Source organism: Pseudomonas sp. A34-9 (assembly GCF_029543085.1).
GTDB lineage: Bacteria > Pseudomonadota > Gammaproteobacteria > Pseudomonadales > Pseudomonadaceae > Aquipseudomonas.
This window is the reverse complement of the sequence record NZ_CP119967.1, coordinates 1,019,915-1,033,829: the sequence shown is the minus strand read 5'-3', so window position 1 is coordinate 1,033,829 and position 13,915 is coordinate 1,019,915. Positions and strand designations below refer to the sequence as shown.

Genomic DNA, 13,915 nt, shown 5'->3' with positions numbered 1-13,915 from the left:
GGCGTTTCTTTGCGGACTGCCACCATGGTTGATTCTTACGACGACTCCCTCGATACGGGAGAAAAAAGCAAATCTCAGGTCAAACGCGAGCTGCATGCTCTGGTTGACCTCGGCGAGCGCCTGACCACACTCAAGCCTGACTTGATCGCAAAACTGCCGTTGACCGACGCTATGCGCCGGGCGCTGGCCGATGCGCCCAAGCACACCGCGAACATCGCGCGTAAACGGCACTTGCAGTTCATCGGCAAACTGATGCGCGATCAGGACACTGACGCGATTCTCACGCTGCTCGATCAACTCGATGCCTCGACTCGTCAGTACAACGAGCGTTTCCACAATCTCGAACGCTGGCGTGATCGCCTGATCGCAGGCGACGATGCCGTGCTGGAGAAATTCGTCGTCGAGTACCCGGACGCCGATCGCCAGCAACTGCGTTCCCTGATCCGTCAGGCTCAGCATGAGGTTGCGCAAAACAAACCTCCTGCTTCCAGCCGCAAGATCTTCAAGTACATCCGTGAGCTGGACGAGACTCAACGCGGACTGCGTTGATCTCATCCCTGTAGGAGCTGCCGCAGGCTGCGATCTTTTGACTTTGATTGTTATAACAAGATCAAAAGATCGCAGCCTTCGGCAGCTCCTACACACGTTTGTTTATGCGCCCGTACCACCCACGGTGATCGCATCGATTTTCAGCGTCGGCTGACCCACGCCTACCGGCACCGACTGCCCATCCTTGCCACACGTGCCCACACCGCTGTCCAGCGCCAGATCGTTACCGACCATCGACACCCGGCTCATCGCCTCGGGGCCGTTGCCGATCAACGTCGCGCCTTTGACCGGCGCGGTGATCTTGCCGTCTTCGATCAGGTACGCCTCGCTGGTGGAGAACACGAACTTGCCGCTGGTGATGTCGACCTGACCGCCGCCGAGGTTGGCGCAGTAGATGCCTTTCTTCACCGACGCGATGATTTCCGCCGGATCGCTTTCGCCACCCAGCATGTAAGTGTTGGTCATGCGTGGCATCGGCAGGTGCGCGTAGGACTCACGGCGACCGTTACCGGTACGGGCCACGCCCATCAGACGCGCGTTGAGCTTGTCCTGCATGTAACCCTTGAGGACGCCGTTTTCAATCAGCGTGGTGCACTCGGTCGGCGTGCCTTCGTCGTCGACACTCAGCGAGCCGCGACGACCACTCAGGGTGCCGTCATCGACGATGGTGCAGAGCTTCGACGCAACCATTTCGCCCATGCGACCGCTGTAGGCCGAACTGCCCTTGCGGTTGAAATCGCCTTCCAGGCCGTGGCCGACCGCTTCGTGCAACAGCACACCAGACCAGCCCGAACCCAACACCACCGGCAACGTACCGGCCGGCGCAGGGATCGCTTCCAGATTCACCAGCGCCTGACGCAACGCTTCACGGGCGTAGCCCATGGCACGGTCTTCGGCGAGGAAATAACGGTAATCGGTGCGCCCGCCGCCGCCATGCCCGCCGCGCTCGCGACGACCATTTTGCTCAACAATCACGCTGACGTTGAAACGCACCAGAGGTCGCACATCCGCCGCCAGCCCGCCGTCGGTGGACGCCACCAGAATGCGTTCCCAGACACCGGCCATGCTGACGCTGACTTGCTGGATACGCGGGTCGAGTGCACGGGTCGCCACATCGATGCGCTTGAGCAGCTCGACTTTCTCGGCACGAGTCAGCACTTCCAACGGGTTATCCGGCGCGTATAACTGTGCGACATCCTGCGTGGTGAAGGCCTGCACCGTGCCGTTCTGCCCGGCTCGGGAAATCGAACGCGCGGCACGGGCCGCTGCACCGAGGGCTTCGAGGGTGATCGCGTTGCTGTAGGCAAAGCCGGTTTTCTCACCGGACTGCGCCCGCACGCCGACACCCTGGTCGAGGTTGAAGCTGCCTTCCTTGACGATGCCGTCTTCGAGCGCCCACGACTCGGAGATCTGGCCCTGGAAATACAAGTCGGCAGCATCGATGCCGGGGCCGGCCAGATCGCCGAGAACGCCTTGCAGGCTCTCGATCGTCACGCCACCGGGCGCCAACAGGTGATCACTGACTGAGGACAACAACTCGCTCATAGGTTTACGCCTTAAATTCGTGTTCTGAAGCAGGTCGCTGCGCGCCCTGCGAGAAAAACCGCCGATGACTGGTCACCGGCATTCGCGCCCTGATGGACGCTTGTTCAATACTGTCGCGTTCGGCCAACAACACCGCTTCGCCTTGATCCTGGCTCGCCAGCACGCGCCCCCACGGATCGATAATCGCCGCATGACCGAAGGTTTCTCGCGGTCCTGGGTGGGTCCCGCCCTGCGCTGCGGCCAGCACATAGCACTGGGTCTCGATGGCCCGCGCGCGAATCAACACATCCCAATGCGCTGCGCCGGTCACCGCAGTAAAGGCCGACGGTGCGGTAATCAACTCGGCACCGGCGGCGCGCAACTCGCTGTACAGCTCCGGAAAGCGCAAGTCGTAACACACGGTCAGACCGAGTTTGCCCACCGGCGTGTCGGCAACCACAACGCCACTGCCATAAGCATAGTCATCGGATTCGCGATAACGCCCGCGATTGTCCGCCACATCGACATCGAACAGATGCAACTTGTCATAGCGGGCAACGGTTTCGCCCTGATCATTGACCAGCAGCGAACAGGCATTGGCCTTGGCCATCGGTTGATCCACCGGCGGCAACGGCAAAGTGCCGGCCACTATCCATAACTTGAGGTCGCGGGCGGTCTGTTTCAACCATGGCAGGATCGGCCCTTCGCCCAAGGCTTCGGCACGGCCGATATCGGCGATGTCACGACGGCCCATGGCGGCGAAGTTTTCCGGCAGCACCGCCAGCTTCGCGCCGCCGGCTGCAGCCTGTTCGAGCAGGCGCCGGGCTTGAGCCAGATTGGTCAGCACGTCGCTCTGGCTGACCATTTGAATCACCGCTAAAGACATCGCCGCTCCTCGGGATCTGCACATAACTTTGTAGGCGCTGCCGGAGGCTGGGATCTGTTGATCTGACGCTTGAAAACCAAATCAAAAGATCGCAGGCCTCGGCAGCTCCTGCCAAGGGGTAGTGTCTGCTAGTTAAAAAGGCTTGTCGAAGGTGATTTTCGGCTCTTTCCAAGGGCCTTTGACGGTGTATTTCACACTGGCAAAGCGCGCCACACGGTCACCGATCAGCTTGTCGATGAGGAACAGTGCGCCGCCCACCGCCGGTGCACCGACGATCAGTGCGGCAATCGGCAGGTTATTGGTCACCGGCAACGTCACCAGCAACTTGGCGTCGACCTGATCACCGACCAGATCCAGCGTACCGTTCAGCTCAAGGTTGCTCGACGGGCCGGTCAGGCGGATCGGCTCACGGGTGACATAGACGCCATTGGTGGCGACCAACAAACCTTTGACCCGGTCATAGCTCAAGCCTTTGCCGAACAGGTCGGAGAAATCCAGACGCAAACGGCGGCCAATGGAGTTGAAGTTGAGCAGACCAAACACCCGCAACGCCTGCGCGCCGCCCTCCACTTCAACGAACTGGCCTTTGTTCAGTGAAGCATCGAGCGTGCCGGAGAAACGCTTGGTCGCCAGCCACGCCGGCGAGCCCGGCCAGCGGCCATCGACGTCCATGTGGAATTCTTCGCTGGTCACGCTCGGAGCAAAGCCCCAGCCCTTGAGGACGTCGGCGAGGTTCTTGCCACCAATGCGACCTTTGAACCAACTGTTGGTCGCACTCGGCGCACCTTCCCAGCCACCATTGCCCTGCAACAGGATGCCTTTGAGACCCATGTCGAGGTTGTTCAGGGCGATGCCTTTGGCGGTCGGGCGCACCTTGAGCGACCAGCCGCCGACCAGATCCGGCCCCAGAAACAGCTGATTGATGGTGATATCCAGTGACGGAATCTTCGTTGGATCGACTGATACCAATGGGTCCGGCGAATTTTCGTCAGCCTGCACCGTCGGGTCCGGCGCCGGCAATTTCACGTATTGCAGATTGACCGCAATCGGCACGCCCTTGGCGTCTGGCAGACTTGCCGAGCCTTTGGTCTGCTGGCTGTCGAGGGCCAGATTCCATGCGCCCGGCTTGCGATTGACCTGAACCGACGCCTGATCCAGCGTGGTTCCGAATGCGGTGAGCTTGCCGACCTTGAAATCAGCGCTGTTGAGCAATTGCTTGGCGCTGCCGCCCGGATCCTGCCCGGCGTATTTGTTGACCAGGTCCTGCCACGGCGCGACGTCCAGCTCCGAAAGCACCCCGCGAATCCGCAAGCCCTTGGCACCCGGCAGCACTGCTTCGCCAGCACCGAGGAACAGCTCGCCACGGCCCTCGGCAAAATTGCTCGGCGGAGCCGCAAAGGTGAAGTTGGCCAATTGGTCGTAATTGACCCAATAACGCCGTTCCTGCCCCTGCAAGGTCATGCGGAACACGGTATCGCGCCCGACATCCGCCGCCATGCCGAACGGTGCCGGCAGATCCACTGCAACACCTTTGAGATTGGAACTGACCATCAACTGACTGTCGGCGCCGTCCAGATTCAATTGCAATTGATAGGGGATAGTCCCGGATACCGGTAAGGGTTGCGTCACGCCCAGCCAGTCGGTGAGTTTCTTGACCTCGACCTGTCCCGAAGCGGCCACTCGGGTTTTCAGTTTGTTGGGGCTGCCATCGGCAAAAATTTGCGCGGTCACCGGTTTGTCGAAGGCCCGCGCCGTGATGTTCTGGCCGCTCAGTCCCTTGGCGCTGTCGAAGCGGAAATCACCTTTGAGTTGCGTCAGCTCAAGCTTCGGCTCAGCCAGTTTCAGGCGTGCATTGGCGGTTTTGAAATCGACCAGAATCTTCGGCAGGTCGCCGCCCTTGTCCAGCGGGATGTCCAGTTTGAGCTTGCCCTGCAGGTCACCCGCACCTTCCCAGCCGGCGAAGGTTTCACCGGTGCCGATCGGTGCGTCCTGGAGAATCTTCAAGCCGTCCCCCAAGCCGCCGGCAAAGGCGCCATCGAGAAACATATGCGTATGTTGGCCGGCAGGCACATGGGGAATATTGACGAACACATCACTGACTTGGGTGTCGAGCAACTGACCCTTGTCGGCCACGATCCGCACACCGCTGTCTTCGATGAACACGTCACCACTGACCTTGCTCACATGCGGCCAGCCCGGCTGGAAGGCCAGTTCAGCGTCGTGCACTTTGAAGAACAGGCTGATGCTGCGGTCGGCCTCACCGGCATTCTTGCTCAGCGAGCCCTGATACTGGAAGAAACCCTGGTCGACCGCACCTTTGAGAATCGCCGTACGCAGCCACTCATCGAGCGCCGGACTGAGCACTTCGGGCAAGTATTTGGCCGTGTAGCGACCATCGCCATCGACCAGACCGACTCGCAGGTCCATGTAGTCTTCCTGGCTATGGTCGAAGTGCAGACGAATCAGGAAGTCGCCGGCGATCTTGCCTTCTTCGCCGAGCACCTTCAGATACGGAGCGATCAGGGTGAAGCCGTCTTTGTCGAGCTTCCAGGTCAGGCGGGCGTTGGCCTGAAGGTACTGCCATGGTTTGGCGAAAATCGGGTCGAGGTGCAGGACAAAATCCTTGCTGTCCATGCGCAGTTCGCCACCGTCGAGGTTGCCGCTGAGGCTGCCGCTGACGTTTCGTGCTGCCGGCGCGCCGTGATAGGCGTCGAAACCGACGTTTTCCAGGTTGGTGGCGAAACTTAATTTGTTGCCGTCGGTAGCGTTGGGGCGAAAATCCAGCAACACATTGCGCAGACCACCGGTGACTTTCAAATGATCAACGGCCGTGGCGAAACCTTGCGGTAAAGGCCCCAACGCATTCAGCAGTGGAGTGATCGGGGTCAGATCGAGACGATCAGCCTGCAAGTGCCAGAGCTCGTCCACCTTGTCGGTCGCGCGCGTCTGCTTCAGTTGTACATGCGACTCCCAACGGTTTTCGCCGAAACTCATCGCCAGCGAATCGAGGGTAACGGTCGCGCCCTCGGCACTGTTCTCGTAGTAGGCATTAAGCGCCAGATTATTGATCTGGATCGGCTTGCGATCGGCGTAAGCGCCGGTCAGTTGCGGCGCGTTCAAGCGCAGCGCCGCACTTTGCAGGGTGCCCTTGGCCCAATTGACCCAAAGCTCGCCGCCGGCCTTGATCTCGGAAAAATTCCACTGTTGGGTAAGACGCTCCGGCAGCCACTTCGACCAGTCACTTTGCGGCAGGCTGGCATAACCCTCCACCGCACTGTCCTGCCATTGATCAGGACGGATCCGCGTGCGCAAACTCAGTGCAACCGGTTGGCCATCCGGCAAGGTCAAACGCGCATCGAGCCGCTGACGGCTGGCGCCGGTTTTCAGATTGAGACCTACATAGGTGAGCGTCAGCGGCGCGTGATCCTGCGGCTGCAAGGTCACCTGACTGTCGAGCACCGACAGTTGCTGAATCATCTGCGAGCGATTGAACAACTGCTGCGGATCGAGCGGCTGATCGTTCTGCACCGGCAGACCTTCCAGCGCCCAAGTGCCGTCTTCGGCCTCTTTGAGGCTGATTTTCAGACCGTTGAGTTCAAGGTGGGCAATACGCACCTCACGAGCCAACAGACTGGCCCAGAGATCCGGTACCGCTCGCACGCGGTCCAGACGAAGCGCATTGGCACCGTCGCCGAGCATAACGTCATGAGCCAGCAGGATCGGCGCAAAACCGCTCCAGTTGCCCTCCAGCTCGCCGATCTGCAAGGGCATGCCAAGGGCGGCGCTGGCCTTGTCCTCGATGTCGGCGCGATATTCGGCCACCAGCGGGGTCAGCTCACGACCGAGACTGACGTACAACGCCATCAACACCAGAACCAACGCGCACAGGCCCAGCCCCCAACGGGTGAGTGCGGCCAGAATGCGTGTCAGACGCTCCATGTCAGATGGCTCCCATGGCAAAAATACTGCGAAAAGCTGAGGCCAGCCGCGGTGGAATAAACGTGACGCAGGGGATCAGAGCAACACCACGTCATATTGTTCCTGGGAATACATGGTTTCCACCTGAAAGCGTATGGTGCGCCCGATAAACCCTTCAAGCTCGGCGACGTTACCGGATTCTTCGTCGAGCAAGCGGTCGACGACTTTCTGGTTCGCCAGCACCCGGTAACCCTCGGCCTGATAGGCCCGCGCTTCACGGAGGATCTCGCGGAAAATCTCGTAACAGATGGTTTCCGCGGTTTTCAGTTTGCCGCGACCCTGACAACTGCTGCACGGTTCGCACAGCACTTGCTCGAGACTTTCACGGGTACGCTTGCGGGTCATCTGCACCAGGCCCAACTCGGTGATGCCGATGATGTTGGTCTTGGCGTGGTCACGCTCCAGCTGTTTTTCCAGGGTGCGCAGCACCTGGCGCTGGTGTTCCTCATCTTCCATGTCGATGAAGTCGATGATGATGATCCCGCCCAGATTGCGCAGACGCATTTGCCGGGCAATCGCGGTGGCCGCTTCGAGATTGGTCTTGAAGATGGTTTCTTCGAGGTTGCGATGACCGACGAAAGCGCCAGTGTTTACATCGATGGTGGTCATGGCTTCTGCCGGATCCACCACCAGATAGCCGCCGGATTTCAGCGGCACCTTGCGTTCGAGGGCTTTCTGGATTTCGTCTTCGACGCCGTACAGGTCGAAAATCGGCCGTTCACCCGGGTAATGTTCTAGACGATCGGCGATTTCCGGCATCAGTTCGGCAACGAACTGCGTGGTTTTCTGGAAGGTTTCCCGAGAATCGATGCGAATCTTCTCGATCTTCGGATTGACCAGATCACGCAGGGTACGCAGCGCCAGACCGAGGTCTTCGTAAATCACGCTCGGCGCCGCGATGGTTTTGATCTGTTCGTTGATCTGGTCCCACAGGCGACGCAGATAACGGATGTCCATGAGAATTTCATCGGCGCCAGCGCCTTCGGCGGCGGTACGCAGAATGAAACCGCCCGCCTCCTTGATCCCCTCTTTGGCCACGCAATCGCTGACCACCTGTTTGAGGCGTTCGCGCTCGGCTTCGTCTTCGATTTTCAGGGAAATGCCGACGTGGGCAGTACGCGGCATGTACACCAGATAGCGCGAGGGGATCGACAGTTGTGTGGTCAAGCGCGCGCCTTTGGAGCCAATCGGGTCCTTGGTGACCTGCACCACCAGACTTTGGCCCTCGTGCACCAGCGCGCTGATGCTTTCCACCGCAGGGCCTTCGCGCAGGGAGATTTCGGCCGCGTGAATGAACGCCGCGCGATCCAGACCGATGTCGACGAACGCGGCCTGCATGCCCGGCAATACCCGAACAATCTTGCCTTTATAGATGTTGCCGACGATCCCGCGTTTTTGCGTGCGCTCGACGTGGACTTCTTGCAGCACACCGTTTTCGACCACCGCCACGCGCGATTCCATCGGCGTGATGTTGATCAGAATCTCTTCACTCATGGCAGGATCTCGTTCAGGCATGTTCACGATAATGGCCGCATCTGGATTCGTACGACGCTCATTGCGCGTTCAGGTTTTGCCAACAGGGTATGCCGAAATGGCCTAACAGTTCTGCGGTTTCGCAAACAGGCAACCCGACCACAGCCGAGTAACTGCCATTGAGGCCGGCGACAAACACCGCGCCGAGCCCCTGAATGCCATAACCGCCGGCCTTGTCCCGTGGCTCGCCACTGGCCCAATAAGCGCCCGCTTCTTCACCACTGATCGGGCGGAACCGCACCAGACTGCGCACCACCCGCGACTCGCAGCGCTCGCCTTCGAGCACGGCGATGGCGGTCAGCACTTCATGCTCCTTGCCGGACAACATCATCAGCATGGCGCATGCGTCGGCTTCGTCCACCGGTTTGCCAAGAATTTTGCCGTCCAGCACCACGGCGGTGTCGGCGCCGAGGACGCAGAATGGCTGAGCGGACACGACCGTGCGGCGCCCGGCCTCGGCCTTGCCGCGCGCGAGGCGTTCGACATAGGTCGCTGGCGACTCTTCGGGTAACGGGGTTTCGTCGATATCCGCGCTGATGGCGGAGAACGGAACGCCGATCTGCGTGAGCAATTCACGGCGACGCGGCGATCCGGAGGCGAGGTAAAGCGGCTTCATCAAAACATCTCCCTGTTCAGTGCCCTGCTTCACCGGCTCAATTGATTTTGTAGCGTCGGCGCAATCCGCGTAGGGCAAAGCTGACCCAAGGCCAGAGCAAGGCACTGACCAGTGCCGGAAGTACCAGCGCCAGGGTCGGCTGACGATTACCGGTCAACGCGCTGAGCCACAATTGCACCAGCTGCGCGAGGCCGAAAATCACCAGAATTACCAGGCATTGCTGCCACATCGGGAACATTCGCAGGCGTTGTTGCAATGACAGCACGAGGAAGGTGATCAGGGTCAGGATCAATGCGTTCTGCCCAAGCAACGTGCCGTAGAGCACATCTTCAGCCAGTCCGAGGCAAAACGCGGTGACCATGCCGACCGTTTGCGGCATGTACAGTGCCCAGAATGTCAGGAGCAGCGCCAGCCACAGCGGACGCAGGATTTCCATGAATTGCGGCAACGGCGAGACACTGAGCAACATGCCGATGAGAAACGTCAGCCAGACAATCCAGCCGTTTCGCGATGCGGTAGCCCCGACCATTATTCTTGTCTCCCGGTTGTCGCCGGCGCACTGACAGGCGGTTTCGCTGCCGGTCGCGCAGCGGGCTGGGCAGCTGGAGGTTTGGTTGCCGCCGGCGTGGATGCCGGTGGTTTCGCCGCCGCTGGCGGTTTACTTGCAGCGGGTTTGGCCGGTGTGGCGCTGGCGGCAGTGGTCGGTGCGGCAGGTGTTGCAGGCGTCGGAGCAGCCGTGGCTGCCGGCGCGGTCACGGTTTTCGGCACAGTGGCCGGAACAATCGGGCCGCCGCCAAAGGCATCAAGATTTTCCTGCGCTTGCGCGGCATCGTTGGCGCGCTCTTCGGCGGTGCGGTTATCGCTGAAGACCAACAGCAGGTAACGGCTGCGGTTGAGGGCGGCAGTCGGCACGGCGCGGACGATCGCGAACGGCTGGCCGGAATCGTGGATCACTTCCTTCACCGTGGCGACCGGGTAACCGGCCGGGAAGCGCTGGCCAAGGCCGGAGCTGACCAACAGATCGCCTTCTTTGATATCGGCCGTGTCGGCAACGTGACGCAGTTCCAGACGCTCCGGGTTGCCAGTGCCGCTGGCAATCGCCCGCAGGCCATTGCGGTTCACCTGTACAGGAATGCTGTGAGTGGTGTCGGTCAACAGCAGTACACGCGAGGTGTAAGGCATCAACTCGACCACCTGACCCATCAAGCCGCGTGCATCGAGCACCGGCTGCCCCAGTACCACGCCATCGCGCTCACCTTTATTGATGATGATGCGATGAGTGAAGGGGTTGGGGTCCATGCCGATCAACTCGGCCACTTCGACCTTTTCATTGACCAGCGCAGAGGAATTGAGCAACTCGCGCAGCCGAACGTTCTGCTCGGTAAGGGCGGCAAGCTTCTGCATGCGACCCTGATACAGCAGGTTTTCGGTCTTGAGTTTTTCGTTTTCGGCGACCAGTTCGGTGCGACTGCCGAACTGACTGGCAATGCCTTCCCACAGCCGTCCCGGCAGGTCGGTAATCCAGTAGGCGTCCATCAACACCAGCGACGCTTGTTTGCGCGCGGGCTTGAGCAAGTCGAAGCGGGCATCGACCACCATCAGCGCGACCGACAACACGGCCAGCACCAACAGGCGCACACCCAACGAAGGGCCTTTGGCGAAAAGCGGTTTAATAAGCCGCTCCTCCCAGGCAAATGTTCTGTTTATTCATACGGCATCAAACCGGCCTGGATGAAGACTGACAGAAGATAAACGCCAACAGGCAGCACTGCAAAGTGCTGCCTGCGCGCTCACCCACGTATTGCACTCGACGACTTATTCGCTCGAGAGCAGATCCATGGTGTGCTTATCCATCATTTCCAATGCACGGCCACCGCCGCGAGCAACACAGGTCAGCGGATCTTCGGCAACGATGACTGGCAGACCGGTTTCCTGGGCCAGCAACTTGTCGAGGTCACGCAGCAGCGCGCCACCACCGGTCAGCACCAGGCCACGCTCGGCGATGTCGGAAGCCAGTTCCGGCGGCGATTGCTCCAGCGCACTTTTCACGGCCTGAACGATGGTCGCCAGAGACTCTTGCAGAGCTTCCAGCACTTCGTTGGAGTTCAGGGTGAATGCGCGTGGAACGCCTTCGGCCAGGTTGCGACCGCGAACGTCGACTTCGCGAACTTCGCCGCCCGGGTAGGCCGTGCCGATTTCCTGCTTGATGCGCTCAGCGGTGGATTCACCGATCAGGCTGCCGTAGTTACGACGCACGTAGGTGATGATCGCTTCGTCGAAGCGGTCGCCGCCAACGCGGACGGATTCGGCATAGACCACACCGTTCAGGGAGATCAGCGCGATTTCGGTAGTACCACCACCGATATCCACGACCATCGAACCGCGCGCTTCTTCTACCGGCAGGCCGGCACCGATGGCAGCAGCCATTGGCTCTTCGATCAGGAACACTTCACGCGCGCCGGCGCCAAGGGCCGATTCACGGATGGCACGACGCTCAACCTGAGTGGATTTGCATGGAACGCAGATCAGCACACGAGGGCTAGGCTGCAGAAAGCTGTTTTCGTGAACCTTGTTGATAAAGTATTGCAGCATCTTTTCGCAGACGCTGAAGTCGGCGATCACGCCGTCCTTCATCGGACGAATGGCAGCAATGTTGCCCGGCGTACGGCCGAGCATGCGCTTGGCCTCGGTGCCGACAGCAACGACACTTTTCTGATTACCGTGTGTCCGAATGGCCACAACCGATGGCTCATTCAGGACGATACCGCGCTCGCGCACGTAAATAAGGGTGTTGGCAGTGCCCAGGTCAATGGAAAGATCGCTGGAAAACATGCCACGCAGTTTCTTGAACATGGGAAAGGGACCCTAGGCAACGCGTGGGTAAAAAAGTGCGGCAAACTCTAACAACGACAGGGATTTTGGGCAAGGCGCCAATATGTTAAATTGGCCGCTTTTCTGTGCACCAAGCCCCACAATCGCGGCCTTATGACCGTAGAAGTGCGGTAGTGTTCCGACAATCTAACACACGGACGCCGTCCGTTCTGTTTTCCACAGGAGAATCCCGATGGCGCTAGAACGCTCCGACGTGGAAAAAATCGCTCATCTGGCCTGCCTTGGCCTCAATGATGCCGATCTTCCACACATTACTTCCGCCCTCAACAGCATTCTCGGTCTGGTCGACGAAATGCAGGCTGTTAATACCGACGGAATCGAGCCTCTGGCCCACCCGCTGGAAGCCAGTCAGCGCCTGCGCGCCGACGTTGTGACCGAGACGAATAACCGCGAGGCCTACCAGTCCATCGCACCAGCGGTCGAAAACGGCCTGTATCTGGTTCCGAAAGTCATCGACTAAAGGGAAAGAGCCTGCAATGCATCAAATGACTCTGGCCGAGATCGCCCGCGGTCTCGCCGATAAAAAGTTTTCCTCCGAAGAGCTGACCAAAGTCCTGCTGGCGCGTATTACCCAGCTCGACCCGCAGCTCAACAGTTTCATCAGCCTCACCGAAGAGCAGGCCATCGAGCAGGCGAAAGCCGCCGATGCCCGCCGCGCCAACGGTGAGAGCGGCGCCCTGCTCGGTGCGCCGATCGCTCACAAAGACTTGTTCTGCACTCAGGGCATTCGCACCAGCTGCGGCTCGAAGATGCTCGACAACTTCAAAGCACCGTACGACGCCACCGTGGTCGCGAAACTGGCGGCTGCCGGTGCCGTAACCCTGGGCAAGACCAACATGGACGAATTCGCCATGGGTTCGGCCAACGAGTCGAGCTGGTACGGCGCGGTGAAAAATCCGTGGAACCTGGAACACGTACCGGGCGGTTCGTCCGGCGGTTCGGCGGCGGCGGTTGCCGCTCGTCTGTTGCCTGCGGCGACGGCCACCGACACTGGCGGTTCGATTCGTCAGCCAGCAGCGTTCACCAACCTCACTGGCCTGAAGCCGACCTACGGTCGTGTTTCGCGCTGGGGCATGATCGCTTACGCCTCGAGCCTCGATCAGGGCGGCCCGTTGGCGCGCACGGCCGAAGACTGCGCGATTTTGTTGCAAGGTATGGCAGGCTTCGATCAGAACGACTCCACCAGCATCGATGAGCCGGTTCCGGATTACTCCGCCAGCCTGGGCGATTCGCTGCAAGGCCTGCGCATCGGCGTGCCGAAGGAATACTTCAGCGCCGGTCTCGACCCGCGCATCGCCGAGCTGATCCAGAACAGCATTAAAGAGCTGCAGAAGCTCGGTGCCGTGATCAAGGAAATCAGCCTGCCGAACATGCAGCACGCGATTCCGGCGTACTACGTGATCGCTCCGGCAGAAGCCTCCTCTAACCTGTCGCGTTTCGACGGCGTGCGTTTCGGCCATCGCTGCGAGCAACCGAAAGATCTGATCGACCTGTACAAGCGCTCCCGTGGCGAAGGCTTCGGCGCGGAAGTCCAGCGCCGGATCATGGTCGGTGCCTACGCGCTGTCCGCCGGTTACTACGACGCCTACTACCTGAAAGCGCAGAAGATCCGTCGCCTGGTAAAAAACGACTTCATGGCTGCCTTTAATGAAGTCGACATCATCCTCGGCCCAACCACGCCGAACCCGGCCTGGAAGCTTGGCGCCAAGAACAGCGACCCGGTCGCTGCCTACCTGGAAGACGTCTACACCATCACCGCCAACCTCGCGGGCCTGCCGGGCCTGTCGATGCCGGCCGGTTTTGTCGACGGTCTGCCGGTTGGCGTGCAGTTGCTCGCGCCGTATTTCCAGGAAGGCCGTTTGCTCAATGTTGCGCACCAGTATCAGTTGAAAACTGACTGGCACACCCGCACCCCAACCGGCTTCTGAGGAGACACA

Annotated in this window: 11 protein-coding genes; 3 read left to right on the top strand and 8 right to left on the bottom strand. The window is 60.2% G+C overall.

The window, feature by feature from the left end; translation table 11 throughout:
- Positions 1 to 24: 24 nt before the first annotated feature.
- Complete coding sequence (yjgA, locus tag P3G59_RS04350; RefSeq protein ID WP_007915377.1) at positions 25 to 549, top strand: ribosome biogenesis factor YjgA; 525 nt, start codon at positions 25 to 27, stop codon at positions 547 to 549.
- A 102-nt stretch (positions 550 to 651) separates the two neighbouring features.
- Here yjgA and tldD read toward each other — a convergent pair whose 3' ends face one another.
- The 8 genes from tldD to mreB form a co-directional block, all read right to left on the bottom strand.
- Positions 652 to 2,094, bottom strand: coding sequence for a metalloprotease TldD (gene tldD, locus P3G59_RS04345; RefSeq protein WP_007915374.1), 1,443 nt, complete (start codon positions 2,092 to 2,094; stop codon positions 652 to 654).
- A gap of 4 nt (positions 2,095 to 2,098) precedes the next feature.
- Positions 2,099 to 2,959 (bottom strand): carbon-nitrogen hydrolase family protein, encoded by an 861-nt coding sequence (locus P3G59_RS04340; RefSeq protein WP_277760586.1) that lies wholly within the window; start codon positions 2,957 to 2,959, stop codon positions 2,099 to 2,101.
- 132 nt (positions 2,960 to 3,091) lie between these two features.
- Entirely contained in the window at positions 3,092 to 6,898 is a 3,807-nt protein-coding gene (locus tag P3G59_RS04335; protein WP_277760585.1) for a YhdP family protein, read from the bottom strand.
- 75 nt (positions 6,899 to 6,973) lie between these two features.
- Positions 6,974 to 8,431: a ribonuclease G gene (gene rng / locus P3G59_RS04330; protein ID WP_007915369.1), complete on the bottom strand. Its 1,458-nt coding sequence runs from the start codon at positions 8,429 to 8,431 to the stop codon at positions 6,974 to 6,976.
- A gap of 58 nt (positions 8,432 to 8,489) precedes the next feature.
- Positions 8,490 to 9,086, bottom strand: a complete 597-nt coding sequence (locus P3G59_RS04325) for a Maf family protein (protein WP_277760584.1) — start codon at positions 9,084 to 9,086, stop codon at positions 8,490 to 8,492.
- Between the two features lie 37 nt (positions 9,087 to 9,123).
- Complete coding sequence (gene mreD, locus P3G59_RS04320) at positions 9,124 to 9,615, bottom strand: rod shape-determining protein MreD (protein ID WP_077571118.1); 492 nt, start codon at positions 9,613 to 9,615, stop codon at positions 9,124 to 9,126.
- Positions 9,615 to 10,760, bottom strand: coding sequence for a rod shape-determining protein MreC (mreC, locus tag P3G59_RS04315; RefSeq protein ID WP_277762113.1), 1,146 nt, complete (start codon positions 10,758 to 10,760; stop codon positions 9,615 to 9,617). Before mreC ends, mreD begins: the two co-directional genes overlap by 1 nt.
- Positions 10,761 to 10,901: 141 nt before the next feature.
- The gene (gene mreB, locus P3G59_RS04310) at positions 10,902 to 11,939 is read right to left on the bottom strand and encodes a rod shape-determining protein MreB (RefSeq protein ID WP_002555108.1); all 1,038 of its coding nucleotides are present in this window, start codon (positions 11,937 to 11,939) and stop codon (positions 10,902 to 10,904) included.
- Positions 11,940 to 12,150: 211 nt separating this feature from the next.
- Here mreB and gatC point away from each other — a divergent pair, with 211 nt between their 5' ends.
- On the top strand, positions 12,151 to 12,438 hold the full coding sequence (gene gatC, locus P3G59_RS04305; RefSeq protein WP_007976465.1) for an Asp-tRNA(Asn)/Glu-tRNA(Gln) amidotransferase subunit GatC: 288 nt from the start codon (positions 12,151 to 12,153) through the stop codon (positions 12,436 to 12,438).
- 16 nt (positions 12,439 to 12,454) lie between these two features.
- A complete protein-coding gene (gene gatA, locus P3G59_RS04300) occupies positions 12,455 to 13,906 on the top strand; it encodes an Asp-tRNA(Asn)/Glu-tRNA(Gln) amidotransferase subunit GatA (RefSeq protein ID WP_277760583.1) in 1,452 nt (483 codons plus the stop codon).
- The last annotated feature ends 9 nt before the right edge of the window (positions 13,907 to 13,915 follow it).

Excerpts from the sequence above, each read along its gene's own strand:
- mreB (WP_002555108.1), bottom strand. The coding sequence starts at position 11,939 with ATGTTCAAGAAACTGCGTGGCATGTTTTCCAGCGATCTTTCCATTGAC.
- tldD (WP_007915374.1), bottom strand. The coding sequence starts at position 2,094 with ATGAGCGAGTTGTTGTCCTCAGTCAGTGATCACCTGTTGGCGCCCGGT.
- P3G59_RS04340 (WP_277760586.1), bottom strand. The coding sequence starts at position 2,959 with ATGTCTTTAGCGGTGATTCAAATGGTCAGCCAGAGCGACGTGCTGACC.
- mreD (WP_077571118.1), bottom strand. The coding sequence starts at position 9,615 with ATGGTCGGGGCTACCGCATCGCGAAACGGCTGGATTGTCTGGCTGACG.
- gatA (WP_277760583.1), top strand. The coding sequence starts at position 12,455 with ATGCATCAAATGACTCTGGCCGAGATCGCCCGCGGTCTCGCCGATAAA.
- yjgA (WP_007915377.1), top strand. The coding sequence starts at position 25 with ATGGTTGATTCTTACGACGACTCCCTCGATACGGGAGAAAAAAGCAAA.
- rng (WP_007915369.1), bottom strand. The coding sequence starts at position 8,431 with ATGAGTGAAGAGATTCTGATCAACATCACGCCGATGGAATCGCGCGTG.
- P3G59_RS04325 (WP_277760584.1), bottom strand. The coding sequence starts at position 9,086 with ATGAAGCCGCTTTACCTCGCCTCCGGATCGCCGCGTCGCCGTGAATTG.
- P3G59_RS04335 (WP_277760585.1), bottom strand. The coding sequence starts at position 6,898 with ATGGAGCGTCTGACACGCATTCTGGCCGCACTCACCCGTTGGGGGCTG.
- gatC (WP_007976465.1), top strand. The coding sequence starts at position 12,151 with ATGGCGCTAGAACGCTCCGACGTGGAAAAAATCGCTCATCTGGCCTGC.